The organism is Bradyrhizobium cedriense, assembly GCF_054602315.1.
Genome location: NZ_JBTSWB010000004.1, coordinates 792,311 through 816,799, shown reverse-complemented (window position 1 = coordinate 816,799; position 24,489 = coordinate 792,311). Strand labels below are relative to the sequence as shown.

26 protein-coding genes and 2 tRNA genes are annotated in these 24,489 nt (G+C 64.0%); 10 read left to right on the top strand and 18 right to left on the bottom strand.

Going from position 1 to position 24,489, the window contains the following annotated elements:
* Positions 1-8 precede the first annotated feature (8 nt).
* The 3 genes from ACYCVF_RS20490 to ACYCVF_RS20480 are packed head-to-tail and all read left to right on the top strand — an operon-like array spanning position 9 to position 3,336.
* Entirely contained in the window at positions 9-1,322 is a 1,314-nt protein-coding gene (locus tag ACYCVF_RS20490; protein ID WP_459599708.1) for an NAD(P)/FAD-dependent oxidoreductase, read from the top strand.
* A gap of 4 nt (positions 1,323-1,326) precedes the next feature.
* Complete coding sequence (locus ACYCVF_RS20485; protein WP_459599706.1) at positions 1,327-2,115, top strand: DUF1365 domain-containing protein; 789 nt, start codon at positions 1,327-1,329, stop codon at positions 2,113-2,115.
* A 3-nt stretch (positions 2,116-2,118) separates the two neighbouring features.
* Positions 2,119-3,336 carry a class I SAM-dependent methyltransferase gene (locus tag ACYCVF_RS20480; protein WP_459599361.1) on the top strand — a complete coding sequence of 406 codons (1,218 nt, stop codon included), beginning with the start codon at positions 2,119-2,121 and terminating at the stop codon, positions 3,334-3,336.
* A gap of 271 nt (positions 3,337-3,607) precedes the next feature.
* Here ACYCVF_RS20480 and ACYCVF_RS20475 read toward each other — a convergent pair whose 3' ends face one another.
* The gene (locus ACYCVF_RS20475) at positions 3,608-4,585 is read right to left on the bottom strand and encodes a LysR family transcriptional regulator (RefSeq protein WP_459599359.1); all 978 of its coding nucleotides are present in this window, start codon (positions 4,583-4,585) and stop codon (positions 3,608-3,610) included.
* A 137-nt stretch (positions 4,586-4,722) separates the two neighbouring features.
* Here ACYCVF_RS20475 and ACYCVF_RS20470 point away from each other — a divergent pair, with 137 nt between their 5' ends.
* The 4 genes from ACYCVF_RS20470 (at position 4,723) to ACYCVF_RS20455 (ending at position 9,497) form a co-directional block, all read left to right on the top strand.
* Positions 4,723-5,763: an ABC transporter substrate-binding protein gene (locus ACYCVF_RS20470; protein WP_459599357.1), complete on the top strand. Its 1,041-nt coding sequence runs from the start codon at positions 4,723-4,725 to the stop codon at positions 5,761-5,763.
* The gene (locus ACYCVF_RS20465; protein WP_459599355.1) at positions 5,760-6,542 is read left to right on the top strand and encodes an ABC transporter ATP-binding protein; all 783 of its coding nucleotides are present in this window, start codon (positions 5,760-5,762) and stop codon (positions 6,540-6,542) included. Before ACYCVF_RS20470 ends, ACYCVF_RS20465 begins: the two co-directional genes overlap by 4 nt.
* Positions 6,539-7,411, top strand: a complete 873-nt coding sequence (locus ACYCVF_RS20460) for an ABC transporter permease (protein WP_459599353.1) — start codon at positions 6,539-6,541, stop codon at positions 7,409-7,411. Before ACYCVF_RS20465 ends, ACYCVF_RS20460 begins: the two co-directional genes overlap by 4 nt.
* Before the next feature lie 82 nt (positions 7,412-7,493).
* On the top strand, positions 7,494-9,497 hold the full coding sequence (locus ACYCVF_RS20455; RefSeq protein WP_459612936.1) for a molybdopterin-containing oxidoreductase family protein: 2,004 nt from the start codon (positions 7,494-7,496) through the stop codon (positions 9,495-9,497).
* Between the two features lie 99 nt (positions 9,498-9,596).
* On the opposite strand, the gene ACYCVF_RS20450 is transcribed toward ACYCVF_RS20455, so the two are convergent.
* The 9 genes from ACYCVF_RS20450 to ACYCVF_RS20410 all read right to left on the bottom strand — a co-directional run bounded on the left by ACYCVF_RS20450 (position 9,597) and on the right by ACYCVF_RS20410 (position 15,764).
* Positions 9,597-9,672 (bottom strand) — tRNA-Phe (locus tag ACYCVF_RS20450).
* Positions 9,673-9,858: 186 nt separating this feature from the next.
* Entirely contained in the window at positions 9,859-10,041 is a 183-nt protein-coding gene (gene yacG / locus ACYCVF_RS20445) for a DNA gyrase inhibitor YacG (RefSeq protein WP_459599349.1), read from the bottom strand.
* A 157-nt stretch (positions 10,042-10,198) separates the two neighbouring features.
* Complete coding sequence (locus ACYCVF_RS20440) at positions 10,199-10,828, bottom strand: Maf-like protein (RefSeq protein WP_459599347.1); 630 nt, start codon at positions 10,826-10,828, stop codon at positions 10,199-10,201.
* Between the two features lie 207 nt (positions 10,829-11,035).
* Positions 11,036-11,503 (bottom strand): arsenate-mycothiol transferase ArsC, encoded by a 468-nt coding sequence (locus ACYCVF_RS20435; protein ID WP_459599345.1) that lies wholly within the window; start codon positions 11,501-11,503, stop codon positions 11,036-11,038.
* 71 nt (positions 11,504-11,574) lie between these two features.
* Complete coding sequence (locus tag ACYCVF_RS20430; RefSeq protein WP_061022060.1) at positions 11,575-12,072, bottom strand: UPF0262 family protein; 498 nt, start codon at positions 12,070-12,072, stop codon at positions 11,575-11,577.
* Positions 12,069-13,364 carry a histidinol dehydrogenase gene (gene hisD / locus ACYCVF_RS20425; protein ID WP_459599704.1) on the bottom strand — a complete coding sequence of 432 codons (1,296 nt, stop codon included), beginning with the start codon at positions 13,362-13,364 and terminating at the stop codon, positions 12,069-12,071. Before hisD ends, ACYCVF_RS20430 begins: the two co-directional genes overlap by 4 nt.
* A gap of 147 nt (positions 13,365-13,511) precedes the next feature.
* Complete coding sequence (locus ACYCVF_RS20420) at positions 13,512-13,955, bottom strand: DUF2948 family protein (RefSeq protein ID WP_459599343.1); 444 nt, start codon at positions 13,953-13,955, stop codon at positions 13,512-13,514.
* A gap of 184 nt (positions 13,956-14,139) precedes the next feature.
* On the bottom strand, positions 14,140-14,799 hold the full coding sequence (locus ACYCVF_RS20415) for a Rossmann-fold NAD(P)-binding domain-containing protein (protein ID WP_459599341.1): 660 nt from the start codon (positions 14,797-14,799) through the stop codon (positions 14,140-14,142).
* Positions 14,800-14,825: 26 nt separating this feature from the next.
* Positions 14,826-15,764 (bottom strand): SDR family oxidoreductase, encoded by a 939-nt coding sequence (locus ACYCVF_RS20410; RefSeq protein ID WP_459606601.1) that lies wholly within the window; start codon positions 15,762-15,764, stop codon positions 14,826-14,828.
* A gap of 87 nt (positions 15,765-15,851) precedes the next feature.
* Here ACYCVF_RS20410 and ACYCVF_RS20405 point away from each other — a divergent pair, with 87 nt between their 5' ends.
* Positions 15,852-16,493 carry a TetR/AcrR family transcriptional regulator gene (locus ACYCVF_RS20405; protein WP_459599337.1) on the top strand — a complete coding sequence of 214 codons (642 nt, stop codon included), beginning with the start codon at positions 15,852-15,854 and terminating at the stop codon, positions 16,491-16,493.
* Positions 16,494-16,499: 6 nt separating this feature from the next.
* Here ACYCVF_RS20405 and ACYCVF_RS20400 read toward each other — a convergent pair whose 3' ends face one another.
* From ACYCVF_RS20400 to ACYCVF_RS20380, 5 genes are all read right to left on the bottom strand, one after another.
* Positions 16,500-17,324, bottom strand: a complete 825-nt coding sequence (locus tag ACYCVF_RS20400; RefSeq protein ID WP_459599335.1) for an alpha/beta fold hydrolase — start codon at positions 17,322-17,324, stop codon at positions 16,500-16,502.
* A gap of 128 nt (positions 17,325-17,452) precedes the next feature.
* Positions 17,453-17,962, bottom strand: coding sequence for a hypothetical protein (locus ACYCVF_RS20395; RefSeq protein ID WP_459599333.1), 510 nt, complete (start codon positions 17,960-17,962; stop codon positions 17,453-17,455).
* 232 nt (positions 17,963-18,194) lie between these two features.
* Complete coding sequence (locus ACYCVF_RS20390) at positions 18,195-18,503, bottom strand: EthD family reductase (RefSeq protein WP_211413088.1); 309 nt, start codon at positions 18,501-18,503, stop codon at positions 18,195-18,197.
* Between the two features lie 299 nt (positions 18,504-18,802).
* Entirely contained in the window at positions 18,803-20,509 is a 1,707-nt protein-coding gene (locus ACYCVF_RS20385; protein ID WP_459599702.1) for an FAD-dependent oxidoreductase, read from the bottom strand.
* Between the two features lie 39 nt (positions 20,510-20,548).
* Complete coding sequence (locus ACYCVF_RS20380; protein ID WP_459599331.1) at positions 20,549-20,737, bottom strand: hypothetical protein; 189 nt, start codon at positions 20,735-20,737, stop codon at positions 20,549-20,551.
* A gap of 327 nt (positions 20,738-21,064) precedes the next feature.
* Here ACYCVF_RS20380 and ACYCVF_RS20375 point away from each other — a divergent pair.
* Positions 21,065-21,139, top strand: a tRNA-Thr gene (locus ACYCVF_RS20375).
* A gap of 79 nt (positions 21,140-21,218) precedes the next feature.
* A complete protein-coding gene (locus ACYCVF_RS20370; protein WP_459599329.1) occupies positions 21,219-21,569 on the top strand; it encodes a RidA family protein in 351 nt (116 codons plus the stop codon).
* Positions 21,570-22,618: 1,049 nt separating this feature from the next.
* On the opposite strand, the gene ACYCVF_RS20365 is transcribed toward ACYCVF_RS20370, so the two are convergent.
* The 3 genes from ACYCVF_RS20365 to ACYCVF_RS20355 form a co-directional block, all read right to left on the bottom strand.
* Positions 22,619-23,095: a Crp/Fnr family transcriptional regulator gene (locus tag ACYCVF_RS20365; RefSeq protein ID WP_459599327.1), complete on the bottom strand. Its 477-nt coding sequence runs from the start codon at positions 23,093-23,095 to the stop codon at positions 22,619-22,621.
* A 126-nt stretch (positions 23,096-23,221) separates the two neighbouring features.
* Positions 23,222-23,851 carry a ferric reductase-like transmembrane domain-containing protein gene (locus ACYCVF_RS20360; RefSeq protein ID WP_459599325.1) on the bottom strand — a complete coding sequence of 210 codons (630 nt, stop codon included), beginning with the start codon at positions 23,849-23,851 and terminating at the stop codon, positions 23,222-23,224.
* 12 nt (positions 23,852-23,863) lie between these two features.
* On the bottom strand, positions 23,864-24,367 hold the full coding sequence (locus tag ACYCVF_RS20355; RefSeq protein ID WP_459599323.1) for a Twin-arginine translocation pathway signal: 504 nt from the start codon (positions 24,365-24,367) through the stop codon (positions 23,864-23,866).
* Positions 24,368-24,489 lie beyond the last annotated feature (122 nt).

The following is a 24,489-nucleotide window of genomic DNA, read 5'->3' as shown; positions in this document are numbered from 1 at the left end:
GACAGAGGATGCGTTTGGCCGTGATCGGGACGGGAATTGCCGGCAATGCCGCCGCGTGGCTCCTGTCGAAACGTCATGCCGTGACGGTGTACGAGCGCGAGCTGCGCCCAGGCGGACATAGCCATACCGTTCGCGTCGACTACGATGGCGAGGCCGTTGACGTCGATGTCGGCTTCATCGTGTTCAACGAGGCGAATTATCCGCAATTGACGGCGCTGCTCGCCCGGCTGGGCGTGAGGACCGTCGAGACTTGCATGAGCTTCTCCATGTCCGCCGATCACGGTCGGTTCGAATGGCGGGGTGGCGGCGAGACCATTCTGCAAACTATTTGCGGGCTGTTTGCACAGCCGCGCAACCTCGGATCGCCATCCTATCTTCGCATGCTGGCCGAGGTCCTGCGCTTCAACAGGCAGAGCGCTACGGACTTGCGCGCCGGCAGGCTGCACAACCTGACGCTGGGCGAGTATCTGCGCAAGGAATCATTCGGGCCGCGACTGTTCTCCGATTATCTCGGACCAATGGGGGCGGCCATCTGGTCGTCCTCGTCGGCCGACATTCTGTCCTTTCCGGCGGAAAACTTCGTCGCCTTCTTCGACAACCATCGGCTCCTGCACCTGGACCGGCCGCGCTGGCGTACCGTGGAGGGTGGCAGCCAGCGCTATGTCGACAAGCTCACCGCTATGTTCAGGGACAACATTCGGCTAGGTTGTGCAGTGACGTCGATCCATCGATCGGAGCATGGCGTGATGGTCCGCGACACTCATGGCGGTGCGGAGACTTACGATGCCGTCGTTATGGCCTGCCATAGCGATCAGGCCTTGGCGGCGCTGCCGGACGCCGACGCCCAGGAACGGTCCATTCTCGGCGCGATCAGGTATGCCCCCAACACCGTTTATCTGCACCGTGATCGCAAACTCATGCCCAGGCGCCGCCAGGCATGGGCATCCTGGAACTTCCTGCAATGGCCGCGGCAAACGCCCGCCCAGAACGACGTGGCCGTGACCTATTGGATGAACCGGCTGCAGGGCGTAGACGACAGCAAGCCATTGTTCGTCAGTCTCAACCCTCCCTTCGAGCCGGCGGCACATCTGACGTTTGGAAAATTCAACTTCGCCCATCCGCAATACGACCTGGCAGCGTTCGCGGCGCAGCGACGGCTCCCCGCGATCCAAGGGCGCCGCCGGACGTGGTTCTGCGGTGCCTGGACCGGCTACGGCTTTCATGAGGACGGCTTGCAGGCCGGCATCTCCGTTGCCGAGGCGCTTGGCGGCGAGGTTCCATGGCGTCAGACGGACCCGTTGCTGGTCCAGGCCGCTGAGTAACATGATGGTCCGAGCGAAACCAACGAGAGCGGAGAATGCGAGAGCGCCCGCCGCGCTCTACTGGGGAAAAGTGATGCACGCGCGATGGCGGCCCGTGCAGCACAGGTTCAGCTACCGCGTGATGAGCCTGCTGATCGATCTCGACCAGTTGAACGAAGCAGATCGCCAGTCCAGGCTGTTTGGCGTCAATCGAGCAGCACTCTTCAGCTTCCACGAGCGCGATCACGGCGAAGGCAGCAGCGCGAGCCTCAGCCGGCACGTTCGCGGGCTGGCAGCGGAGCGCGGCATCGATCTCTCCGGAGGCCGCATTCTCCTTCTCTGTTATCCCCGGGTTCTGGGCTACGTGTTCAACCCGCTTTCGGTCTATTTCTGCTACGGCGCGTCCGGCGATCTCGCGCTGTTGATCTACGAGGTCCGCAACACTTTCGGTGAGATGCATGCCTACATCCTCCCCGTTCAAGATGCGCGACCGGGCTGCACGATACGACAAAGCCAGGCGAAGGAGTTTTACGTTTCGCCCTTCATGGAGATGGAGACGCATTACCGCTTCAGCATTTCTCCACCGGAGCAAGAGGTGAAGGTCAGAATCGTGCAAACGAGCGCGCAGGGCGCGATGTTTGCGGCAACGTTCTGCGGACGACGCCGCCCTCTGACCAGCCACTCGCTATTGGCGGCGCTGTTCGGTCTGCCCTTCCTGACCTTCAAGGTGATCGCGGCGATCCACTGGGAAGCGCTGCGGCTTTGGCTGAAAGGTGCTCCGTACGTGCCCCGTTTGAGACAACGCGAGATTTGAACCATGGACCTCGCAGCCACGCATCAGGCCGTCCAATTCGATGGTGTCCCATTCCTTGCGCGACTGACTCTGCGCCTTGCTTCGCAGATCCGGTACGGCACCGTTCATGTACGCCTTCCCGACCAGAGAACCGTCACGTTGCGCGGCCGGCTTCCGGGTCCGTCGGCCACCATCGAGCTCAACAATTACAGGTTCGCGCGCAGCCTCGTCATAGGCGGCGACATAGGCATGGCCGAGGCTTACATTCGAGGCGATTGGACCACGCCCGATCTCACCCAACTTCTCTACGTGTTCTGTCTCAACGAAGAGCTGGTCGAGAGCGCCTTTGCCGGGAACATGCTGGTCCGGCTCTGCCGGCGGGTGCTTCATCGACTGCGCCGGAACACGAGACAGGGGTCGAGGCACAACGTCCATTCGCATTATGATCTCGGAAACGAGTTCTTCGCTGCGTGGCTCGATTCGAGCATGACCTACTCATCGGCCCTGTTCCCGGCCGAGACAGCCGACCTGCCCGCCGCTCAACGTCACAAATACGAGCAACTGGCGAAGGCCATCGAATTGCGGCCCGGTCAGAGCGTGCTCGAGATCGGATGCGGCTGGGGCGGCTTCGCCGAATTTGTCGCGAAGACTTACGGTGCAAGCGTGGTGGCCCTGACCATCAGCAAGGAGCAGCACGAATTTGCCCGTCGACGAATCCACGAAGCCGGGCTCGCCGAAAAAGTCGAGGTCCGGTTGCAGGATTATCGCGACCAGGAAGGCCATTTCGACCGCATCGCCTCCATCGAGATGATCGAGGCCGTCGGCGAGCAATTCTGGCCAGCATACTTCAATCAGCTGAACCGGCGGCTCAAGCCGGGCGGTCTGGCAGGAATCCAGGCCATCACGGTCCGCGACGAGCTCTTTGACAGCTATCGGCAGCGCGTGGACTTCATCCAGAGGTACATCTTTCCGGGGGGGATGCTGCCCTCGACGAATATCCTGCACTCGCTCGGCGAACGCTTCGAGGTGCCTGTCATTCACGAGCGTGTGTTCGGGCAGGACTATGCAAAGACGATCGCACTCTGGCGAGAGAACTTCGGACGGGCATGGACGGACCTGACGTCGCTCGGGTTTGACGAGCCCTTCCGCCGGCTGTGGGAATACTATTTGTGCTACTGCGAGGCAGGATTCAGAGCCGGAAAGATCGACGTCCGACAGCTGGTTTTTGCACGCCAAAGCTGACGCGGCTCAGGGCGCAGCGGCCCTGTGCGCTCGGACTACCCGGGGCTCGCCAGCACCGCTATCGTGCGGTTCGCGATGGCGCGCATCAATCCGACCTCGCTCAGATCCCGCAGGCTTTGCTCATACAGCCGGTCTCCGCAAGGATGTTACCGTAGGGGTCTTCGCCGGTGCGCCAAAAATTGACGAAATCCACCGCGAATTTCGACACCCCGGAGCGCTGCGAGAGGACATCCACGGCGCATCACCGGAACGAGGGAACTGGACGCACAGGCTATTTTTCGAAGCGAGATCGCGCCGGCGAAGGTTGATCAATATTCCCGGACAAGGCGTCCGCCTGCAGCAGACGAGCTCCCGGCCAATCCCCGCTGCGAATGAGACGTTCGACGACGTCGCGCAGGATATCGCCAACCTTGCGGACCAGGCGGCCTGGATTGGTCTTGGTAGCCACATAGCTGCGCAATTTGATCGATGGCTCGATCGCCAGAATTTGCGCACGTTCGGTCGGTTCTTCCGTTGCGAGCGCCACGCGCGGGAGAATGGTGTGACCACGGCCTTCGCGCGCGAGGGCTTTGAGCTGCCCCACGGAATTGATCTGCGCCCCGAATTTCAGCGTGAGATGATGAGTCTTTGCAGTTTTGCTCAGCAATGGGCGCACCGGATGCTCGCCATCGGTCGTGTAGATGAGCCAGCGGGGGAGTTCCTCGAATGCAATGCTCTGGCGTCCCGCCGACTCCTCGCCGACTCTCCCGAACAACACCAGTTCATCCTCGGCAAGCCCGGTCAGCGACAGTCCGTCGGACTGGTCATCGCCATAGAGGATGCCGGTATCGATCTTGCCCGACCGGAGCCAGCCGCGCAGGTCACCTGTCAGGCCTTCGAACACATGGACCTGCGCGCCAAGGAATTCGACCTCGAGGGCCTGCAGCAGCGGCAGCGTCAGCACCGAGGCCATGCTTACGGGGATACCGATGGTGACTTCCCCCGCCACGTCAGCAGCATCTCGAACCTCCCGGCGGGCCAGTTCGAATTGGGCACGGATCTGCCGGGCATGATCCAGCAGAACCTCGCCACAGGGGGTCAACGTCACACCGCGCGCGTGACGGAAAAGAAGCTGGACCCCCAGATCGGCCTCCAGGGCCGCAATCTGGCTCGAAAGCGCCGACTGGGCGATGTTGCAACGTGCAGCGGCGGTCGTGATGCATCCATGAGTCGCAACATTCTGAAAATGCACGAGTTGTTTGAGATTCATGGGTGCGCCATTGCAGCCGGATCGATCAGCCAGCGATCTTAAAATCAGATCGCAGTCAGCGCAATTTACTGTTTGATGAATTTTAAGGCAGGTCCGAAGATTGCCTCGCCGGTTAGCAGATCGTTCCGGAGGGGAATATGACGAGCAGAAATGGCAACGGCCGGTGGAGCCGTCGCGAAGTCGCCAAAGGGTTGCTGGCCGCACCCTTCGTTCTGTCCACGGCAGCCAAAGCACAGTCGTCCGCGAAATACGAATTCGGCATTGCCGGCATCGACCCCATCTACAGTGCGCCCTACATCGCGTTCAAAAAGGGGTACTTCAAGGAAGCCGGCATCGATGTCGGCTACCTGAATTCCCAGAGCGGACCTCGCACCAAGCAGATCCTCACGGCGGGGCAGGTGCTGGTGGGATGCAGCGGCGTCAATGACGCCCTCGCCACCACCGTTGCCGGCAAGCCCACCACGGTCATTTTCGGGCTTGATCGCAGAATTACCTACGCGAACATCCTGATCCGCAAGGAAGACGCCGGCAAATTCAAGTCGGTCGCCGACCTCAGTGGTCAGCGACTGGCCGTGACTCAACTCCAATCGGCCACTTGGCTGATGGCCGTCTTCATCGCCGAGAAAGGCGGCGCCAAGGATGTCGATATCCGCGGCCTCGGCGACTTTGCGACCATGCTCGGTGCGCTGAAATCGAAGCAGGTGGTCGCGACGATCGCGACCTCAGCCATGCTCGAACAGATGAAGGGCGAGGACTGGGCGGTGCCGCTGTTCAGCATCGGCGACGATGCCAGCTGGAAATCGACCTTCGGTGGCGATGTCCCGGGCATCGGCTGCTATGTCCTGCAGGAACAGATCGACAAGAATCCGGCAGCGATCCAGGCGGTGGTCACCGGCCTCGTGAAGGCACAGAACCTCGTCAATTCGAGTTCTCCCGAGCAACTCGCCGAGTTGCTGCACGAAGACTATATGAGCTCGCTGCCGAAGGGGACCGTGAAGAGCGGCCTGACCTTCTACAAGCAGAACGTCTTTTCGCCGGACAACATCATTTCCGAGGACAGCTACGCGCTTCTCTCCAACATCATCAAGGACCGCCAGTTCACGCCCGATCAAATGGCGAAGATTCCGTACAAGGCGGCGATCAACATGGATTTCGTTCGCAAGGCGCGCGCGGCATGAGCGCGATGATCGAGCTTCGTCACGTCGGCAAGTCGTTCGAGAGCAAGAGCGGCGAGATCGTGAAGGCGGTGGGCGACGTCTCCCTCACCGTCGAAAAGGGGGAGTTCGTCTGCATCGTTGGACCGTCCGGTTGCGGCAAGAGCACGATCCTCAACATGATCGCCGGCTTCATGCCGCCGACCGGCGGCGAGGTCTATGTCGACGGCGCGCGCGTCGATCACGACGTGCCGGCGTCGCTGGGATACATCTTCCAGAAGGACACCGTGCTGCCCTGGTACACGGTGCGGCAGAATGTCGGTCTCGGCCTCAAATTCGCGGGCGCGGCCAGGCAGGATACCGACAAGAAGATCGACCGGCTGCTGCGGCTCGCGCATCTCAGCAATTTTGCGGAGGCTTATCCGCATCAGCTTTCCGGCGGCATGCGCCGCCGGGTCGCGCTTTGCATGAGTCTCGCGGTGGATCCGAAGATCCTGCTGCTCGACGAGCCGTTCGGCGCCCTCGATACGCATACCAAGACGCATCTGCACAGTGAACTGCTCGAGATCTGGCGCGAGCTCGGCCAAACCGTGGTCATGATCACGCATGATCTCGACGAGGCGGTCACGCTCGCCAGCCGCGTCATCGTTCTGTCGGCGCCACCCAGCCACATCCTGCTCGAAGAGGTCATCGACATTCCCTATCCGCGCGACGTCTTCGAGTTGCGGCAATCGAGCCAGTTCACCTCTCATATCCAGCGCGTCTGGAAGGTGCTCGGCAACCAGTTCAGGGCGGCAGCATGAGCAGCGACCAGGTGCAGATCGCCGGCCCGGAGGTGTCTGCGGGCCGCGCTTCCAGGACGCAGCCGCGGCGTCGTTCGGCCGGCGGCTTGCGGATCACGCTCACGCAAATTCTGATCCTGGCCGTGGTGCTCGGAGTCTGGGAGGCGCTGACGCGCATCACCTGGTTTCAGCAGAATACGATCTTCGATCCGTTCTTCATCAGCCGGCCCTCGCTGATCGGCGCGCGCATCTGGCAGTGGATGCAGCCGGACAAGAACGCCATCTGGCCCCATCTGGCGTCGACACTCTATGCCACCGGCCTGGGTCTGCTGGTCGGCACTGCGTCCGGCTTCGCCGTCGGCGTGATGCTCGCCCAGAGCCGGTTCTGGGCAAAGGTGCTCAACCCCTTCATCGTCTCGATGAACTCGATGCCGCGCATCGCCTTCGTGCCGCTGATCACGATGCTGTTCGGCCTGGGTCTCGCCTCGAAGGTCGTGACCGCCTGGTTCATGGTGTTCTTCCTCGTCTTCTTCAATACCTACAAGGGTGCGAACAGCGTCGAGCAGGAACTGGTGAATTTCTGCCGGACGCTCGGCGGCCGACGTTCGCAGATCCTCTGGCGCGTGCGCATTCCGACTGCGGCGGCATGGACCTTCGCATCGCTCCCCAATGCGATCAGCTTCGCGCTGATCGGCGTGGTGCTTGCCGAGTTCGTGGGATCGACGACCGGCGTCGGCTATCTTCTGACGACGGCTCTGGCGACGCTCAATGCGACGGACATGTTCGCCTCGATCGTCATCCTGAGTCTGGTCGGCGTGGGTCTCGTCTATCTGATCAGCGCGATCGAGCGACGACTGCTGCATTGGTCGTCCGAATTCCGCAACGATTGAGGCGCGCATGCCGAGCAGCAGCTTCGTCAAGACGGCTTGCCCGCACGACTGTCCAAGCGCCTGCGCGCTGGAAGTCGAACGCTTGTCATCGACCAGAATCGGACGCGTTCGCGGCAGCGCCGAGAACAGCTATACGTCTGGCGTCTGCTGCACCAAGGTGTCGCGCTATGCCGAACGGGTGCATCATCCCGACCGGCTTGCCCAGCCGATGCGGCGCGTTGGCACCAAGGGATCGGGTGAATTTGCGCCGATCAGCTGGGACGATGCGCTCGACGAGATTGCGGACCGGTTCACCCGCGCGACACAGAGCCATGGATCCGAAGCTGTCTGGCCCTATCATTCGGGTGGCAACATGGGTGTCATCCAGCGCTGGGGTCTCGACCGGCTGCGGCACGCCTTCCGCTATTCGCGCCAGCAGACCACCATCTGCGTGACGCCGGCAGAGTCAGGTTGGAAGGCCGGCATCGGCGAATTGCGCGGCTGCGACCCGCGCGAGATGATCGAGGCCGATCTGATCCTGATGTGGGGCGGCAATCCCGTCTCCACCCAGGTCAACGCGATGACTCACATCGCGCGGGCGCGCAAACGCGGTGCGAAGCTGATCGTGGTGGACGTCTATCGGACGCCGACCATCGCTGCGGCGGACATCGCCGTCATTGTCCGCCCCGGCACTGATGCTGCCCTCGCGCTCGGCATGATGCATGTCCTCTTGAAAGAGGGATTTGCGGATGAGGCCTATCTCGCACGCCTGACGGATTTCGACGGCGACGTGCGCCGGCACATCGAGAGCTGGCCACCGGAGCGGGCGGCGCAGGTGACCGGCGTCGATGTCGCGCAGATCGTCGACATCGCACGGCTTTACGGGCAGACCAAGCGCAGCTTCCTGCGACTCGGCTTCGGCTTCACCCGCTCGCGCAACGGCGCCGCCAGCATGCACACGGTTTCCTGCCTGCCGGCGATCACGGGCTCCTGGCAACACAAGGGGGGCGGCGCTTTCTTTCTCGCGCTCGACAACTGGCGCCTCGATACGACGTTGGCACATGGTCTCGACATGCGCGATCCCCACACCCGCATACTCGACCAGTCGCGCATCGGCGCAATCCTGACCGGCGACCCGGTCGCCCTCAAGGGCGGGCCGCCGGTCGCCGCAATGATCATGCAGAATGCGAACTCAGCCAATGTGGCCCCGGATAGTCGCAAGGTGGCTCAGGGGCTCGGCCGGGAAGACCTGTTCCTTTGCGTGCACGAGCAGTTCATGACGCCGACGGCTCGCTATGCCGATATCGTCCTGCCGGCGGCGATGTTTCTCGAAGCGGACGACATCTATTACGGCCTCGGGCACACCTACATCACCGCGGGCCCGCGCGTCCTCGACCGCTATCGGGAGAGCTGGACCAACCACGAAGTGGTCTGTGGCATCGCGCGGCGGCTGGGATCGGATCATCCGAGCTTTCGAATGAGCGCGTTCGAGCTGATCGACAAGACGCTCACTGCGTCGGGGCGGGGAACGGCGGCGGAAGCCTTCGCCACCGGCTGGGTGGAATGCGCCGAACCGTTCGACGACGCTCATTTCACCAATCGTTTCCCGACCGCGGACGGCAAATTCCATTTCAAGCCGGATTGGGCCGCGATCGGTCCGTACGGTCATGGCATGCGACCGTTGCCGGACTTCATGGAGAACTATGAAGTTGCCGACAGCGAGCACCCGTTCCGCCTCGTTGCGCCGCCTGCGCGGACCTTCCTCAACACCACCTTCACGGAAATTGAGAGCTCACGGAAACGCGAAGGTGCGCCTCACGTGATCATCCACCCCGAAGACGCCGCGCGCCAAGGCGTGGCCGATGCCGACATCGTGCAGATCGGCAATCGCCGCGGCCGGCTCGAACTGCCGGCGAAAATCGACCAAAGCGGTCGCCCAGGGGTCGTGATCGTCGAAGGAATCTGGCCGAATGCGGATTTCTCGGGAGGACTTGGCGTCAACCAACTGATCGGCGACGATCCGGTGCCGCCAAACGGCGGAAGCGCCTTCCATGACACCGCCGTCTGGATGCGTCGGGCTAAGTCAGGATGCGGTGATCGAAAATAGATAAAAAGCCGCATCGCTTGCATGTGCGCGTGGGCAGAAGCGGGCGCCGCACGCCGCCTGCGTTCCACCGGTCGCAACCAAGCTCGGTTTGCAAGAGGATGGTGCCCAGGGGCGGAATCGAACCACCGACACTGCGATTTTCAGTCGCATGCTCTACCAACTGAGCTACCTGGGCGTGCTCCAAGAGAGGGGCCAAAGCCCATCGAGCGGGCGGTTTATAGTGGCCCGAGGGCTGCCTGTCCACCCACGCTTCGCCTTTGGCTTCGCGGGGCTCGGCCCGGCTGTGCACAAGGTGGGGCCGTCCTGCCATTGCTTACGCGCGGCGCGGCGCCGACACCTCTAAAGAATTGATATTACTTGTCTATTCAACATCATCCACTTCGTCGTCGTGGCCGGGGATGACGTAGGAGCCTTTCAGCCAGCGGTTCAGATCGACGTCGCGGCAACGCGAGGAGCAGAACGGGCGGGTGGCCTGCGCCTGCGGCTTGCCGCAGACCGGGCAGGGCTTGAGCGGAGCGTCGGGCGTTTTGACGTGGTCGTCCATGATCCGGGCGGCTTACGCGGGGTGAGAGAGGTCAAGCGCCTGCCGGCAAACGGGTTCCTCGGACGGCGGCGCAGGCGTCGCCGACGGGTCCGCGAGGCCAATTCTACTGTGCATGGGGTTGTTTTCGCGAATTTTGCAGGGAGCGGGTTCTCGCGGCTCACACCGCGGTGGTGTTGAGCCAGCCGAAGCGGATCGGAAAGCCTTCGCCGCCCAGCAGCGTCGTGGTCTCGTAGAGCGGCAGGCCGACGACGTTGGTGTAGGACCCGACCATCTTCACCACGAACGAGCCGGCGATGCCCTGCACGGCGTAGCCGCCGGCTTTGCCGCGCCATTCGCCGGAGCCGATATAGGCCTGGATATCGTCCTCCGACAGACGCTTGAAGCGTACGCGGGTCTCGATAAGGCGCTGGCGGAATGCCTCGCGCGGCGTGACGAGGCAGATCGCGGTGTAGACGCGGTGGTTGCGGCCCGACAGCAGCCGCAGGCATTGCGCGGCCTCATCCACCAGATTGGCCTTGGGCAGGATACGGCGGCCGACCGCCACCACGGTGTCGGCGGCGAGGATGAAGGCGCCGCGCAGGTCGTCGTCGAGCTGCACCGACTTCAGCGCCGCATCGGCCTTGGCCCGCGCCAGACGGTTGGCGCAGGCGCGCGGCAGCTCGCCCCGCTTCGGCGTCTCGTCGACGTCGGCCGGCCGGAGCGCGTCCGGCTCGATGCCGGCCTGGTTGAGCAGCGACAGCCGACGCGGCGAACCGGAGGCAAGTACGAATTTGGGGCGGCCGAGCATCAGGTGATTTGGGGGATGAAGCGGGGTGAATTGCGCGCGGAACCTATCGGAAGGGGGCCGGTTTCACAACCCGGGAACCGGAGGTTTGGTGGTTCGAGTCTCTCAAACACGCATCTGCCTGCGCTCTGTGACGCGGGTGTTACGCAAGGGCCTCGTGTCCCGGATGCGGCGCAGCCTGCAGCGATGCGCTGCGTCCGGGGCACGAGATCAGACCGGCGCCGAGCCCAATTTCGCGAACCGCCTGCGGATGCGGATCAAGAGCTGATCGCAGACATCTCGATAGGCCGCGAGCTTCTGGTCTCGGCTGCCTTCGATGGTGGTGGGGTCCTGCGTCGGCCAGTACTCGACCTCGGCCGCGAGCGTCCGTGTCAGCTCCAGCGCCTTGTGATGCGCCTCGGGCGAGAGCGTTATGATGAGGTCGAAATTCAGCCCCTCCCAATCCTCCAGCTCCTCGAAGGTCTGCGGCTTGTGCGCCGAGATGTCCTGGCCGAGCTCGGCCATCACGGACACCGCAAACGGATCGAGCTCGCCCCGCTTCGAGCCGGCCGACTTCACGTAGAGGCCTTGCGGAAACATGTGACGGAGCAGGCTCTCGGCCATCGGCGAGCGCACACTGTTCATCGCGCAGGCGAACAGCACCGATTGCGGATTGCGGGCGCGTGGCGGATCCGCCATCGCGCTTAGGGCCTCTTGATAGAGAGCATGGCCTTGTCGGAAAACCGCTGCACACTTTTCCGGGCCATGCCCTAACCCTTCCAGTGCAGGACGGTGATGAGCGTGAACAGCCGGCGCGAAGTCTCGAAGTCGACCCGCACCTTGCCCTTCAGCCGCTCCTGGAGCGTGCGCGAGCCCTCGTCATGGATGCCGCGGCGGCCCATGTCGATGGCCTCGATCTTGTCCGGCGTCGCGGTCCGGATTGCCTGGTAGTAGCTGTCGCAGATCATGAAATAGTCCTTCACGATCCGCCGGAACGGGGTCAGCGACAACAGATGCGCGACGACGGGCGTGCCGTCCTCGCGGCGGATGTCGAACATCAGGCGGTTGCCGGTGATGCCGATATGCAGCGTGAACGGGCCCTTCCCGTCCGCGCCTTCCGGCGCAAACAGGTTCTGCTCGATCAGATCATAGATCGCGATCGCCCGTTCATGCTCGATGTCCGGCCCGGAACGGCCGATCGACTCCTCGTCGAGCGTGACGCCGACGATGCGATTGGTCGAGTCGTCCTGTTCGGGCGGCTTTGTCATGACAGATTGAGGCGCAGTCCAATCGAGCGCGAGTGGGCGTCCAGCCCCTCCGCTTTGCCGAGCGTCATCGCGGCCGGGCCGAGCGCACGCAATTGATCGGGCCCGCATTTCAGAATCGAGGTGCGCTTGATGAAGTCGTGCACCGAGAGGCCCGAGGAGAATCGCGCCGAGCGCGCCGTCGGCAGCACGTGATTGGAGCCGCCGACATAATCGCCGATCGCCTCGGGCGTATGGGGCCCAAGGAAGACCGCGCCGGCATTGCGGATCTTCGCGGCGAGCGCATCGGGATCACCCGTCATGATCTCCAGATGCTCGGCAGCGATGGCGTCCGCGAGCGGGATCGCGTCGGCCAGATTCTTCACCATGATGACGGCGCCGAAATCGGCCCAGGACGCGCCCGCGATCGCTGCGCGCGGCAACGTCTTCAACTGTGCCTCGACCGCCCTTTCGACGTCGGCGGCAAGACGTGCCGAGTCCGTGATCAGGATCGACTGCGCGCTCGCGTCGTGCTCGGCCTGCGCCAACAGGTCGGCGGCAATCCAGTCGGCATTGCCGGTGTCGTCGGCGATGACGAGCACCTCCGAAGGGCCGGCGATCATGTCGATACCGACCTTGCCGAACACCAGCCGCTTTGCGGCGGCGACATAGGCGTTGCCGGGTCCGACGATCTTTGCGACCGGCGCGATGGTCGCGGTGCCGTGCGCGAGTGCGGCGACGGCCTGCGCGCCGCCGACACGGTAGATCTCGGTGACGCCGCCGAGATGCGCGGCGGCCAGCACCAGCGGATTGAGCTTGCCGTCCGGCGAGGGCACCACCATCACGAGGCGCGAAACCCCGGCGACTTTCGCAGGCACCGCGTTCATCAGCACCGATGACGGATAGGCCGCGGTGCCGCCGGGCACGTAGAGGCCGGCCGATTCGATCGCGGTGTAGCGCCAGCCGAGCTCGACGCCGAGCGGATCGGTGAAGCGCTCGTCCTCCGGGAGCTGACGGCGGTGATAGGTCTCGATGCGATCCCGCGCGAGCTTGAGCGCATCCAGCGTCGCCGCATCGCAGGCCCTCACGGCGGCCTCGATCTCGGCGGCGGTGACGCGCAAGCCCGATGCATCCAGCGTCAGTCGGTCGAACTTTGCCGTGGCTTCGAGCAGGGCGGCATCGCCACGCCTGGCCACGTCGTCGACGATCGCGCGCGCGGCGGCCTCGACGTCCGCCGAAGCCTCGCGCTTGGCGGCGAGGAAGGCGGCGAATCGCTGGTCAAAATCGGCGCTGCTGCGGTCGAGGCGAACGGGCATGTTTCGCTTGGCTTCCGGCTGGTCTTCGGGGGCGGGATCGGCGCACCAGGTCCCCTGCTCAATGGCGCGGCCGGGAAGCTGCGTCAACCCTCGGAAGATGCCGCTCCGGCGACGGCCTGAGCCCATTTGGCTGGTATACCGGCCACGTCACTGCTCCGCCTCAATGCCCGTTCCCAGCGGGTCGGCCCCGAGATCGGTCAGCTCGCATTCCAGGCATTCGACGTCCAGGCGGATGGCGCCGCCCTGGGCGAACAGAAGCAGCGCGCTGCCGCCAGGCTCGTCGGTGCGCCCGTCCTGGGGGTGGAATTCAATGCCGACGAGGTCCAGCACCTTGTCCGGTGCGGCGAGGTCGATGTTGCGCGACTTGCAGGCGAGCACACGGTCGAAACGGAGCGCGGCGACCAGCCGGCGTGGTTCGGTCTCGCCCTCCAATGTCTGCCCCCAGTCCAGCCGGCTCATTCCGACCACGAGCCGCTTCTCGCTCTGCCGCCAGATGATGTCGGAGGCCTGGACTCGGGCGTCCTGGACATGGGTCGAGATCACGGCGAGGTCATCGGCGTCGAGCGCGATCAGTTTGAGCTGGGGCGACATCGCCGAAGCTTCTCCTTGGGGGGAACAGGGCTCAACGCGCACAGGCGCCGAAATTTCCGCACAAACTAACGGGCCGGCAGGCTAGAGCCTTTCCCGTTCCGATGGAATCGGAACGCGGCTCCAGATTCTGGTTTTTGACGCGTTTTCTTGACGCGAACCGGTGTCCACTTCGCTCGAAAACGCTCTAGAGGCTATTGATATCCTCCATCTCCAGCACCTTGCGCGGGTAGCCCTCCCGGGCAACGCGGATCATGGCGCGGCCGATCTGCTCGGTCGAGGTCACGAGCCGCGGCGAAATCCGGCGCAGCACCGACCAGAGCGGCCCGCTCACGGCATAGACAGCCTGCACCCAGGGGGTCTTGGACCGGGCGCCGTGCAGAGGCTGGATCGCGCCGGGCCGGAACGCGTAGACGGCCTTGAACGGCAGCTTGAAGAGATCGTTCTCGGTCTTGCCCTTGATCCGCGCCCACATTCGCGGGCCCTTCTCGGTGGAATCGGTGCCGGCGCCGGTGACATAGGTGAGAATCATCTGCGGGTTGAGCCGCGCCAGCGTCGTCGCAGCAGCGAGCGTGAGATCATAGGTGAGGTGGCGATAGCGCTCCTCGTTCATGCCGATCGAGGAGACGCCGAGGCAGAAGAAGCAGGCATCGAAGCCGGTCAGCTGCGACTCGATCGCCGAATAGTCCATGAAATCGTCGTGGATGATCTCCGTGAGCTTGGCGTTGCGCACGCCTGTCGGGCTGCGGCCGACCACGAGCACATGACCGATGCCGGGGTCGAGCAGGCATTCGCGCAAAACGCCCTGCCCCACCATGCCGGTCGCGCCGAAGATGATGACATTCATCGAAATATCTCCGGCGGCCTCGCAGCTCATGCGGCGGCTGCGATTTCATCGAAGGATACACCCGTCAGCGTTGCCGAGGCATCCCACAGCATGGCCGCAGCGGCGAGATCCGTCGCCAGCGGCATGATCCGCGCCGGCCCAGGCGATCCCTTCAATTCGTAGAACCCGTTTGGACCGTAATAGCCGCCGGGCTCGGCGTGGGGAGAGGTTGCCGCAAACAGCGTGGGCAGCGCGCCTTCGGCTGCGGACTGGCTGATCCAGGGCTGGAGCAGCCGGCCGACCCGCCCCTGGACGGTATTGGTGCCCGGCCCGTTGGCGATGAGGTCGGTCCGCGCGTAGCCGGGATGGGCGGCAACGCTCGTCAGGCCCCAACCGGCGGCGAGGCTGCGGCGTTGCAGCTCCAGCGCAAACATCAGCATCGCCAGCTTGGATTGGCAGTAGGCGCGCCACGGACGATAGGAATGCTTGCCGTGCAGATCGTCGAAATTGATCGCACCGGAGCGGTGGGCGAGGCTCGAGAGATTGACGATGCGAGGCGCGCCGGCGCGGCGAAGCTGGGGCAACAGCCGTGCCGTCAGGGCATAATGACCGAGATAGCTGGTGCCGAGCTGCATCTCGAAGCCATCCTCCGTCTGCTGCCGCTTCGGCAGCGCCATCACACCGGCATTGTTGACGAGGAGATCCAGCCGGTCGTTGTCGGCGGCAAAGCGCCGGGCAAAATCGGCGACGGAAGCAAGGCTTGCGAGGTCGAGATGCTCATAGGCGATCAGAGCGTCGGGAAATCGCTCGCAAATACCCTCGATCGCCCGCAAACCCTTTGCGTCGTCGCGCCCTGTGAGTATGACGATGGCACCGGCGCCCGCGAGCGCCATAGCCGTCTCGTAGCCGAGGCCGCCCGTCGCCCCGGTCACGACGGCGGTCTTGCCGCTGAATGAGGGGATGTCTGCCGTGGTCCACTCGGTCATGCATGTCTCCGCGGCTTTCGGGGATGGAAAAGGCCCGCGACCGGTCTAAATGTGCACTGAGTGCAAGTTTGCAAGAGGTGAAACGATTTGAAGGCTTCGAAGGTCGCCGGAAAAGGCGTCAAGTCATTGCCCGCAGGAGGAAAATCTCCTGCCGCCACCGGTCTGCGCCAGCGCAAGCGGCAGGAGACCCGCGAGCGGCTGGCCCGCGCGGCGATGACCCTGTTCCTGGAACGCGGCTTCGAGGCCACGACCATCGACGACATCGCGGCGGCAGCCGACGTGTCGCGGCGCAGCTTCTTCCATTATTTCGCGTCGAAGGAGGACGTGGTCACCGCCTGGCAGGAGAACGCGGCAAGCGCTCTGGTCGCCGGGATCGTCGCCCGGCCCGCGGAAGAATCCATGCTGACGGCGGCGGAGAATGCGATTGCGGCGGCGATCAAACGGCTCGATCCTGCGGAAGCTGCGGCAATGTCGCGGCTCAAGCGCGACAATCCCGCGCTTCAGGCGCGCGACCAGCTCAAATACGAGAAGATCGAACGCGCACTGGCCGAAGGGCTGGCACAGCGCGCACGCACCAAGTCGGACCGATCGAAGGCGCGGCTCGTCGCCATGATCGCCGCCGGCGCCATGCGCGTCGGCGGCGAGAGCTGGATCGGCGAAGGCGCGGGCGAAAAGCCGGAGGCTTTCGTCAAGCGCACCTTCGACGCGATCCGGGCGATATTGAAGTGAGGTCTCTCACTCCCTGAAGAACGCCAGCAGGTCCGCGTTGATCGTCTCGGCGTGCGTGGTCGGCATGCCGTGCGGAAAACCCTTGTAGGTCTTCAGCGTGCCCTTCTTGAGCAGCTTGGCCGACAGCGGCGCGGAATCGGCGTAGGGCACGATCTGGTCGTCGTCGCCGTGCATGACCAGCACCGGCACGTTGATCTTCTTGAGGTCCTCGGTGAAGTCGGTCTGCGAGAACGCGACGATGCCGTCGTAATGCGCCTTCGCGCCGCCCATCATGCCCTGACGCCACCAGTTCTGGATCACCGCTTCCGACGGCTTTGCGCCGGGACGGTTGTAGCCATAGAACGGGCCGGCGGGGAGGTCGCGATAGAATTGCGTGCGGCTGGCGGCGAGCTGCTTCTGGAGATCGTCGAACACGCTCTTCGGCAGGCCGCCGGGATTGGCTGCGGTCTGCACCATCAGCGGCGGCACCGCGGAGAGAATCGCCGCTTTCGCGACGCGGCTCTCGCCGTGGCGCGCGATGTAGTGCACGACCTCGCCGCCGCCGGTGGAGTGACCGACGTGAATGGCGTCCTTGAGGTCGAGATGCGCGGTGAGCGCGGCAAGATCGTCGGCATAATGATCCATGTCGTGGCCATCGGCGACCTGCGCCGAGCGGCCATGGCCGCGGCGATCATGCGCGACGACGCGGTAGCCGCGCGTCACGAAGTATATCATCTGCGCGTCCCAGTCATCGGCCGACAACGGCCAACCATGGCTGAACACGATCGGCTGGCCACTTCCCCAGTCCTTGTAGAAAATCTCGACGCCGTCTTTGGTGGTGATGGTGGGCATGATCGCTCTCTTTCAGTGAAGCTCAGTTGCGTTGCGCGTGAGCAGGCACGCGCCAATGATGCGCAGATACTTGCGCGGGATCCCGAATGCGACGCCTCGCATCAACGGGGACGTTGAGAATGGTGTGATCAGGCAAACGCCATTGGCTTGAAGCGGCGCCAGGCGCCGACGGTGAGCACCACGAAGAACACCAGCACGATGCCCTGCACCACGGCGAACACGGGGCCGGACGGCGGTGCGGGCGGCACCGCCGGCGCGAGCGCGGCCAGCGCCGGCACCTTCAGGAACGACTGGATCACCAGCACGAAGACGTTGAAATAGAGCGAGATCATCGCGGTCACGATGTAGACCGGGCGCCAGACGCCTGCGAGCTTCATGCCGTAAAGCGCGACGCAGGCGATCGCGAGCAGCACCAGCGAGATGATGCCGATGATGTGCGAGGGCAGTAACTCCTTGAACGGAAACAGGAAGCCTGTGGCGCTGGTGAGGATCGTGAACAGCAGGAAGATCGCGGTGAGGCCCGGCATCGGCTTCGAGCCGAGCAGACCGAACATCACGACGAGGCCGGCGACGATGGCGATCAGGCTGATGATGACATGGATCAGCGTAAGGGCGGGCAGACTCAACCCAAGGACCATGACATCTCTCCTCTTCTCCGCATTGAGATGATGAGAGTAGTATTACGGTCCTCATGGGATTGCCACCTGCGTTGTCGTCACATGCGGAGGCGCAGCCATGCGTCGCCGTGCGAATTAGCAAACGCGTGGCTGAATTTTTTGCATCGCTGTCTCGAATGACAGCAGATTGCGACGAAAGTTGAATCCAGCGTTGCAACATCGGCCCGCGATCGGCGGGCCGATGCGGCGTATCTCACACTTCCTTGGTGTCGAAGATCAGCAGGTCAGCGCCGCCGCTGGCGAATTTCGGCACGTCGGCGCCGGTCGCCTTGCCTTCCGGACTGGCGAATGCCGCTTGAATGTCGGCCACGCTGTCGAAGGTGAGAATGGCGACGAGATGGATCCCGGAAGGACCTGCAGGAGATGCGACCGCCCCCTTGCTGACGGCGTATTTCTTCAGCCCGGGAAGTTTCTTGGCGAGCGGGATGTGCGTCTCGGCATAGTACTTGTCGAAGGCGGCAGCGTCCTTGGGCGTTTTGTAAAGCACGACGATTTCAGCCATTTGGTCCTCCCTTTGAAACTTGTTCTATGTCGATCCTCATGGTGAGGAGGCGCGCCAGCGCCCCTGCGGACGATGCTTCGCATCGCAGCGCGAACCATGCGGCCCAGGCCGTCATTCCGGGCCTTCATCCTTCGAGACGCGCTGCGCGCCCTCAGGATGAGGGGATAGTCGGCAGTTGCGGCGGCAATGGCAAGCCGGATTTGGCTCACCATCTCCTCGTCTTCTCCTTGACTTATTGCTCGCGCACGATCCTTTCGGAAAGCCGCTCCACACTTTTCGCTCGCGCGGCCCTTCGGATCCTAGAGCGCCGGTTTTGCGGCGTCGCCGAGATAGCCGTGCAGGGACGCCACGACCTGTGCGCCTTCGCCGATGGCGCCGCCGACGCGCTTGACCGAGCCGGAACGGACGTCGCCGACGGCAAAGACGCCGGGCACGGAGGTCTCCAGCGGCGCCACCAGCTTGCCCTGGTTCTGCTCGGACTGCGCACCTGTCACGACGAAGCCGCCGCGATCGAGCGTGACGCCACAGCCGTCGAGCCAGGCGGTGGCGGGATCGGCGCCGACGAACAGGAAGAGATTGCGGATGTCGGCAGCATCCTCGTCGTCCGAGAGCCGGCTCTTCCAGCGGATGCGCCGCAGCAGCGAGGCCTCGTCGCCTTCGAGCGCCGTGATCTCGGTGTTGAACATCAATTCGATGTTCGGCGTCGCTTCGATGCGCTCGATGAGATAGCGCGACATGCTGGCCCCGAGGCCACCGCCGCGGATGATCATCAGCACTTTCTTCGCATGACCCGACAGGAACACGGCCGCCTGGCCGGCCGAATTGCCGGCACCGACCAGCGCCACCTCCTCGCCGGCACAGAGCTTCGCTTCCACGGGCGAGGCCCAGTACCAGACGCCGCGTCCCTCGAATTTGTCGAGGTTCTCGATCTCCGGCCGGCGATAGCGCGCGCCGCTCGCGACCACGACCGCGCGTGAGCGCAGGGGGTCGCTGCCGTCGAGCGACACCGAAAACGCGCCGTCCTTGCGCGTGCAGTCGAGCGACTCCACCGTCACCGGAATCATGATGTCGGCGCCGAACTTCTGGGCCTGGGTGAAAGCGCGCGCGGTCAGTGCCTGACCGGAAATGCCGGTCGGAAAGCCGAGATAATTTTCGATGCGCGCGCTGGCGCCGGCCTGGCCGCCAAATGCGCGGGTGTCGAGCACCGCGACCGACAGCCCTTCGGACGCGGCATACACGGCGGTGGCGAGCCCCGCGGGTCCGCAGCCGACGACCGCAACGTCGTAGATGCGGTCACCCTTCGCGCCGCCGATCATGCCGATGGCGCGCGCGAGCTCGGTCTCGTTGGGATTGCGCAGCACCACACCATCGGCGGTGACGACCAGCGGCCAGTCTTCGGGCTTCGGCAAATACCGCGCGATCAATTCGGCCGCATCGCGATCGCGATCGGGATCGAGCAGATGGTGCGGCTGGCCGTTGCGGGTGAGGAATCCCTGCAACCGCACCACCCCGGCGGAGTTCGACGGCCCGATCAGCACGGGACCACCGGCGCCGTCCTGGATCAGGTTGACCCGGCGCAGGATCAGCGCGCGCATGATGCGCTCGCCGAGCTCGGCCTCGGCGACCAGCAGCGCACGCAGCCGGTCCGGCGGCAACAACAGCGTCTCGACCTCGCCCTCGGCGCGGCCGTCGACCAGCGCCGGCCGGCCGGAGAGCTGGCTGAGCTCGGCCAGAAATTGCCCTGGGCCCTGGTCGATCACCGGGGTGACGTGGCCGAGCCCGTCGCGCTGGGTAATGGCGACATGGCCCTTCAGCACGACGAACATGCCGGGCCCGGGCTTGCCCGTCTCGAACAGCAACTCGCCGTCCGCGAAGGTGCGGATTTCGCCGAAATGCCTGATACGTTCGATCTCGGCGGGCGTCAGCGCCGGAAAAGTCTGTTCGGGGCGTGTGAATCGCGACAGCTGTGCGTCACGGTCGGTTCGTTGCGGTTCGTCCTGCCCCATTGCCACGTCATGCACTCCACAAATTCCAGTCGTCCGCCTTCAACTGCCGGTCTTGCCGGCGGCCCCCTCATTTAGGGAACCATCGTCGTTCTGCGAGGGGTCGGTGATTGCGGCGCGTTCGCGGGCCTGCATCTTTCGCCGCTTCAGGTTTTCGCGCAGCGCCGATTTCAGGCGATCGTCCCGGGACGCCCTCGTCTGGCTCGCGCTCTTGTCGTTCTGATCAGTCATCCAAGGTCCATTTACGGGATCGGCGACAGGATGCCACCGAAGTGTGGCAGCTCAAGAGGCCAACGCGACGCGATCGTGCGAAACGCGAAATGGAGCGAGTCCGCGTCCCCGGCAACTACCCGGCAACTACCCGGTTGACCGGGCTATATCGGAACCGAGATTGGCGGAAAATCGGTGGTTTGGAGCCAAACTGGGCATTCTGACCCCGATATCGGCCCGATTTTCTCGTCCTGACCAGCCTGGCAAGCTTGCGCAGGAGGGGGGCTTGTGGCAGATATCGGCCCGCTTGGTCGGCCCCCTCGGGCGCTCGATTCTTCACCAGCACATGCTGCCGTAGCTCAGTGGTAGAGCACTCCATTGGTAATGGAGAGGTCGACAGTTCAATCCTGTCTGGCAGCACCAGCTTTCCCTATTGAAGCGAGCCTTATTGAAACAAGCCTCGCGCCTGGCTAGCGAGCCCTCAACTTTCACGGATGCCATCGTGATCACACGTTCCCTACCCTACGAAGGACTGCTCCACGAGATCGTCGAACATAACGGCGTGCTCTATCTCGGCGGCATCGTCCCTGAAGATGCGGGGCTCGACATGGCAGGCCAGGCCGACGATGTATTTCGACAGTTGAAGACCCTGCTGGAGGGGGCCGGCTCCGATCTTTCCTGCGTTCTGCAGGTGACCATCTTCATGACTGATCTCGCCGACAAGACGGCGCTCAACCAGGTTTGGAAGCGCTATTTCACCGCGGACCATCTGCCGGCGCGTGCGGCCGTCGGCGTTGCCGATCTCGGCCCGGGCATCAGGCTGGAGCTAACGGCCACCGCCGCCCGCCGCTGACCCTCAAGTGTCCCGGCGCAGCGAGACCACTCAGTCATTCCCGTGCTCACACATAAAGCAGCGTTCTCGCGGCGCGAAGCGCCCGAGTTTTGCTCGTTTCCTTGACCCTCTTCCTTGAAGAGGGAGCAGGGAAGGCCGGGTGCCGGCTTGCACCCGTGATCCGCCGCGCGAAGAATTTGCACACGCAAATGCGCAAGCGGGACGACAGGTGGGCCGGAAAACACCCGGCCTTCCCTGCGCGATGGTTTGACGGCTTATGCGCGCTCTCCCCGGAGCCGAGTTCCTTCTGGCCTCCGTCACCTCGCGAATTGACGATGCATCGCGACCCGGTTGGGCCTCAGAAGCATCTCCGCAAGGCTTGACCGTAGCAACGACGGTCAGGACCACGCGTTTTCGCCGTACGCAGCGGCCCGGCTCCGCCCAAGGGCTTCGCCGGACTTAAGCGCCGTCCGTCCGCACGGAGTGAGACCTCACGAGGTTCATCTCGCCCTGGCCCCACCTTCGCGTGCCCGACGCTGCCGCGTCCACCGCACCCCGGCCCACGTTCGTTGCGACGTACGATCGCCCCTCTCCCTGGGCCGGGATGGCGGGAAGTATGCCGTAATTCCGAATTTCGGTAAAGTGGAAAATTTTCGCGAAGGGGGATTGACGGGGGTTTGTTGGAGAAGGTGTTTTGCCCGACGGCTGCCGGTAAGGTTAATCCTTCCTTTCGATTGTCGGTAAAATTTTATCCATTATCATCTTTGCCGTGGATGATGAACCAGAGGCTCCGATAGTGTTCGCGTGTTTCCTGATCGTGACTGGGATTGCGTTGCTTCTCTCCGGCATCGTTGGCTTCGGCTTTCATAGAAACTCGCTGCACTCGATGGCGTTGCTGTAGCCGTATCGGGGCGCCGGCGCGCGGGATGGGTGCGACTTGTCCGCCGTAGGTCGTAGGATGGGTAGAGCGACTTGTAGCTCAAGGAGCGAAAGCGAAACCCATCAGATCCCTTGCAGGCGATGACGAGGCATGATGGGTTTCGCGAGTGCTCTACCTATCCTGCGCGCGATCAATTGTCGTTATCCGCCGCACGTCCCGCGAACCGCTCATCAGCCCGTCGCAGCCGCCGGCACAGCTCGCGGTTGATGTTCTGCAGGACGATCACATAGGCGTGGATATCGGCCTTGTAGCAGGCGTAGAGCTTCTGGGCCGTCAGCTCGTACAGTTCGGTCGGGCTCTCCGCGACCACCGTGGCGGAGCGGTTCTGCATTTCGATCAGCGTCATTTCACCGAAGAAATCACCACGCTCGAGGCCGGAAAGCGGGATGACGCGGCCCGCGTTCGCGCGCTTGCTCACCGCCAGCCGGCCGGATTTGACGATGAACATCGAGCGTCCCGGCTCGCCCTCCGCCACGACGGTTGCTCCGGCATCGAAGCGGCGCTCGACCAGCATTGAAATCAGGAGGTCGAGGCTCGGCTCCGGGAGACCGCCGAAGAACGGTGTGGCGAGCAGGAACGCCTTCAGATCGGGAGCGCTGGCGGCCATTGCGCAAAGATACGCCCCCTCGCCATCTGCGGCAAGTCGAGTACACCGGCGCTGACGCCGCTCAATGAGTGAGGCTCGATGTGTTCGAACATGGAGGTCTGCAACGCGCGGTCAGTTCCGCGCGGTTTACTGCCGCGCAACACTCTCGCCGCGCAGCGTCCGCCGTCGCCAAAGGTCAGACATCACCTTCGCAGCCGCCGCGAGGACAGCTGCGCAAAGCGCCGCTTTCGAGATCGTCTCCATCGTCCCCTCGATCAACAGGCAATGCACCACGCTGCCTGCGACGATGACGATCGCGAGCGGAATGTGGACGATGCGCCAGGTTCGCAGCCGCAGCCCCAACCGCCTGCGCAGCAGAGCCAATAGCGCGACGATGAAGATGGCCCACATGGCGGTCACGCCGAAGGGGGAGAACGGCGTCGGCGATGCGTAGGTCAGGGCGTCGATCATGTCGGGCGGGCTGGTGAACCAGAGGCCGGCGACGTGGATCACCACGGCCAGCACCAGCGCGCCGCCGATCCAGTGGTGGGCGCGCCGTCCGCGATAGGCCGACAGGCCCGGCAGATATCCGCCGATCAGCAGGGGCTGCGCGAGCACGAGACCGAGGGCGATGATCCCGGCGAAGCCGGCGAGGATGTAGACCGGGCCGCGCCATGCGAGTTGCTCGCTTGCGGCAGCAGCGGCAATCGGCACGCCAATGGCCAGGGCAAGGGCGACCCAGATCAGGATCGCCCGGGCCGATCTCCATCCCTTCATTTGCAAGTCAGCTCAGGCCGGCTGAAGCACGAAATGCGCCTCGAGGCTGGTTTCCTTGGCGCTCCGCATCACCGGCCGCAGGAACACGGTTTTGAACTCACCGCTGTCATAGGCGAGGTGACCATGCGGCTGGCCGAAGATGGGAATGATCTGCGGCATCTCGAGCCGGAACTTGCCGTCCTTGTCGGTGAGCGTGGCGCCATGGCTCTGCGGCTCATGCTCCTGCCCTTCGACCGTGTGCGCCCAGATCTGGATGCGCTGCCCGGCAAGCGGCGCCCCGTCGCCGGCACGGCGCACGGTACCGCTCATCCAGAAGCCGCCCTTTCCGATGCGATCCACGACCGCCGCGCCCCTGCGGTAATTGTTGGCCCCACCGGACATCGACTGGGTCGGTGCGAGTCCATTCGCGCGGGCGGGCAACAGGAGGCCGGGCACGCCTGATACCAAGACCCCGGTAGCGAGGACGGAGCCGCCGGCGGCGAGGAGGCTGCGGCGGTTGAGTACGACGGTGGTCATGTCAGTTCCTCCTGGCAACCCTGCGGTTGCTTCCGCAAGCTACAACAACAGGCGCAAAACGCCCAGTTGCGACCAAGGGCGCCAGAGGTCGCAATAACAGTGTTGTGAACGGGGACGCGGGC

Bases quoted from the DNA above. Each gene is read 5' to 3' on its own strand.
- ACYCVF_RS20490 (WP_459599708.1), top strand. From the start codon at position 9: ATGCGTTTGGCCGTGATCGGGACGGGAATTGCCGGCAATGCCGCCGCG.
- ACYCVF_RS20485 (WP_459599706.1), top strand. From the start codon at position 1,327: ATGGTCCGAGCGAAACCAACGAGAGCGGAGAATGCGAGAGCGCCCGCC.
- ACYCVF_RS20480 (WP_459599361.1), top strand. From the start codon at position 2,119: ATGGACCTCGCAGCCACGCATCAGGCCGTCCAATTCGATGGTGTCCCA.
- ACYCVF_RS20475 (WP_459599359.1), bottom strand. From the start codon at position 4,585: ATGAATCTCAAACAACTCGTGCATTTTCAGAATGTTGCGACTCATGGA.
- ACYCVF_RS20470 (WP_459599357.1), top strand. From the start codon at position 4,723: ATGACGAGCAGAAATGGCAACGGCCGGTGGAGCCGTCGCGAAGTCGCC.
- ACYCVF_RS20465 (WP_459599355.1), top strand. From the start codon at position 5,760: ATGAGCGCGATGATCGAGCTTCGTCACGTCGGCAAGTCGTTCGAGAGC.
- ACYCVF_RS20460 (WP_459599353.1), top strand. From the start codon at position 6,539: ATGAGCAGCGACCAGGTGCAGATCGCCGGCCCGGAGGTGTCTGCGGGC.
- yacG (WP_459599349.1), bottom strand. From the start codon at position 10,041: ATGGACGACCACGTCAAAACGCCCGACGCTCCGCTCAAGCCCTGCCCG.
- ACYCVF_RS20440 (WP_459599347.1), bottom strand. From the start codon at position 10,828: ATGCTCGGCCGCCCCAAATTCGTACTTGCCTCCGGTTCGCCGCGTCGG.
- ACYCVF_RS20435 (WP_459599345.1), bottom strand. From the start codon at position 11,503: ATGGCGGATCCGCCACGCGCCCGCAATCCGCAATCGGTGCTGTTCGCC.
- ACYCVF_RS20430 (WP_061022060.1), bottom strand. From the start codon at position 12,072: ATGACAAAGCCGCCCGAACAGGACGACTCGACCAATCGCATCGTCGGC.
- hisD (WP_459599704.1), bottom strand. From the start codon at position 13,364: ATGCCCGTTCGCCTCGACCGCAGCAGCGCCGATTTTGACCAGCGATTC.
- ACYCVF_RS20420 (WP_459599343.1), bottom strand. From the start codon at position 13,955: ATGTCGCCCCAGCTCAAACTGATCGCGCTCGACGCCGATGACCTCGCC.
- ACYCVF_RS20415 (WP_459599341.1), bottom strand. From the start codon at position 14,799: ATGAATGTCATCATCTTCGGCGCGACCGGCATGGTGGGGCAGGGCGTT.
- ACYCVF_RS20410 (WP_459606601.1), bottom strand. From the start codon at position 15,764: ATGACCGAGTGGACCACGGCAGACATCCCCTCATTCAGCGGCAAGACC.
- ACYCVF_RS20400 (WP_459599335.1), bottom strand. From the start codon at position 17,324: ATGCCCACCATCACCACCAAAGACGGCGTCGAGATTTTCTACAAGGAC.
- ACYCVF_RS20395 (WP_459599333.1), bottom strand. From the start codon at position 17,962: ATGGTCCTTGGGTTGAGTCTGCCCGCCCTTACGCTGATCCATGTCATC.
- ACYCVF_RS20390 (WP_211413088.1), bottom strand. From the start codon at position 18,503: ATGGCTGAAATCGTCGTGCTTTACAAAACGCCCAAGGACGCTGCCGCC.
- ACYCVF_RS20385 (WP_459599702.1), bottom strand. From the start codon at position 20,509: ATGGGGCAGGACGAACCGCAACGAACCGACCGTGACGCACAGCTGTCG.
- ACYCVF_RS20380 (WP_459599331.1), bottom strand. From the start codon at position 20,737: ATGACTGATCAGAACGACAAGAGCGCGAGCCAGACGAGGGCGTCCCGG.
- ACYCVF_RS20365 (WP_459599327.1), bottom strand. From the start codon at position 23,095: ATGGCCGCCAGCGCTCCCGATCTGAAGGCGTTCCTGCTCGCCACACCG.
- ACYCVF_RS20360 (WP_459599325.1), bottom strand. From the start codon at position 23,851: ATGAAGGGATGGAGATCGGCCCGGGCGATCCTGATCTGGGTCGCCCTT.
- ACYCVF_RS20355 (WP_459599323.1), bottom strand. From the start codon at position 24,367: ATGACCACCGTCGTACTCAACCGCCGCAGCCTCCTCGCCGCCGGCGGC.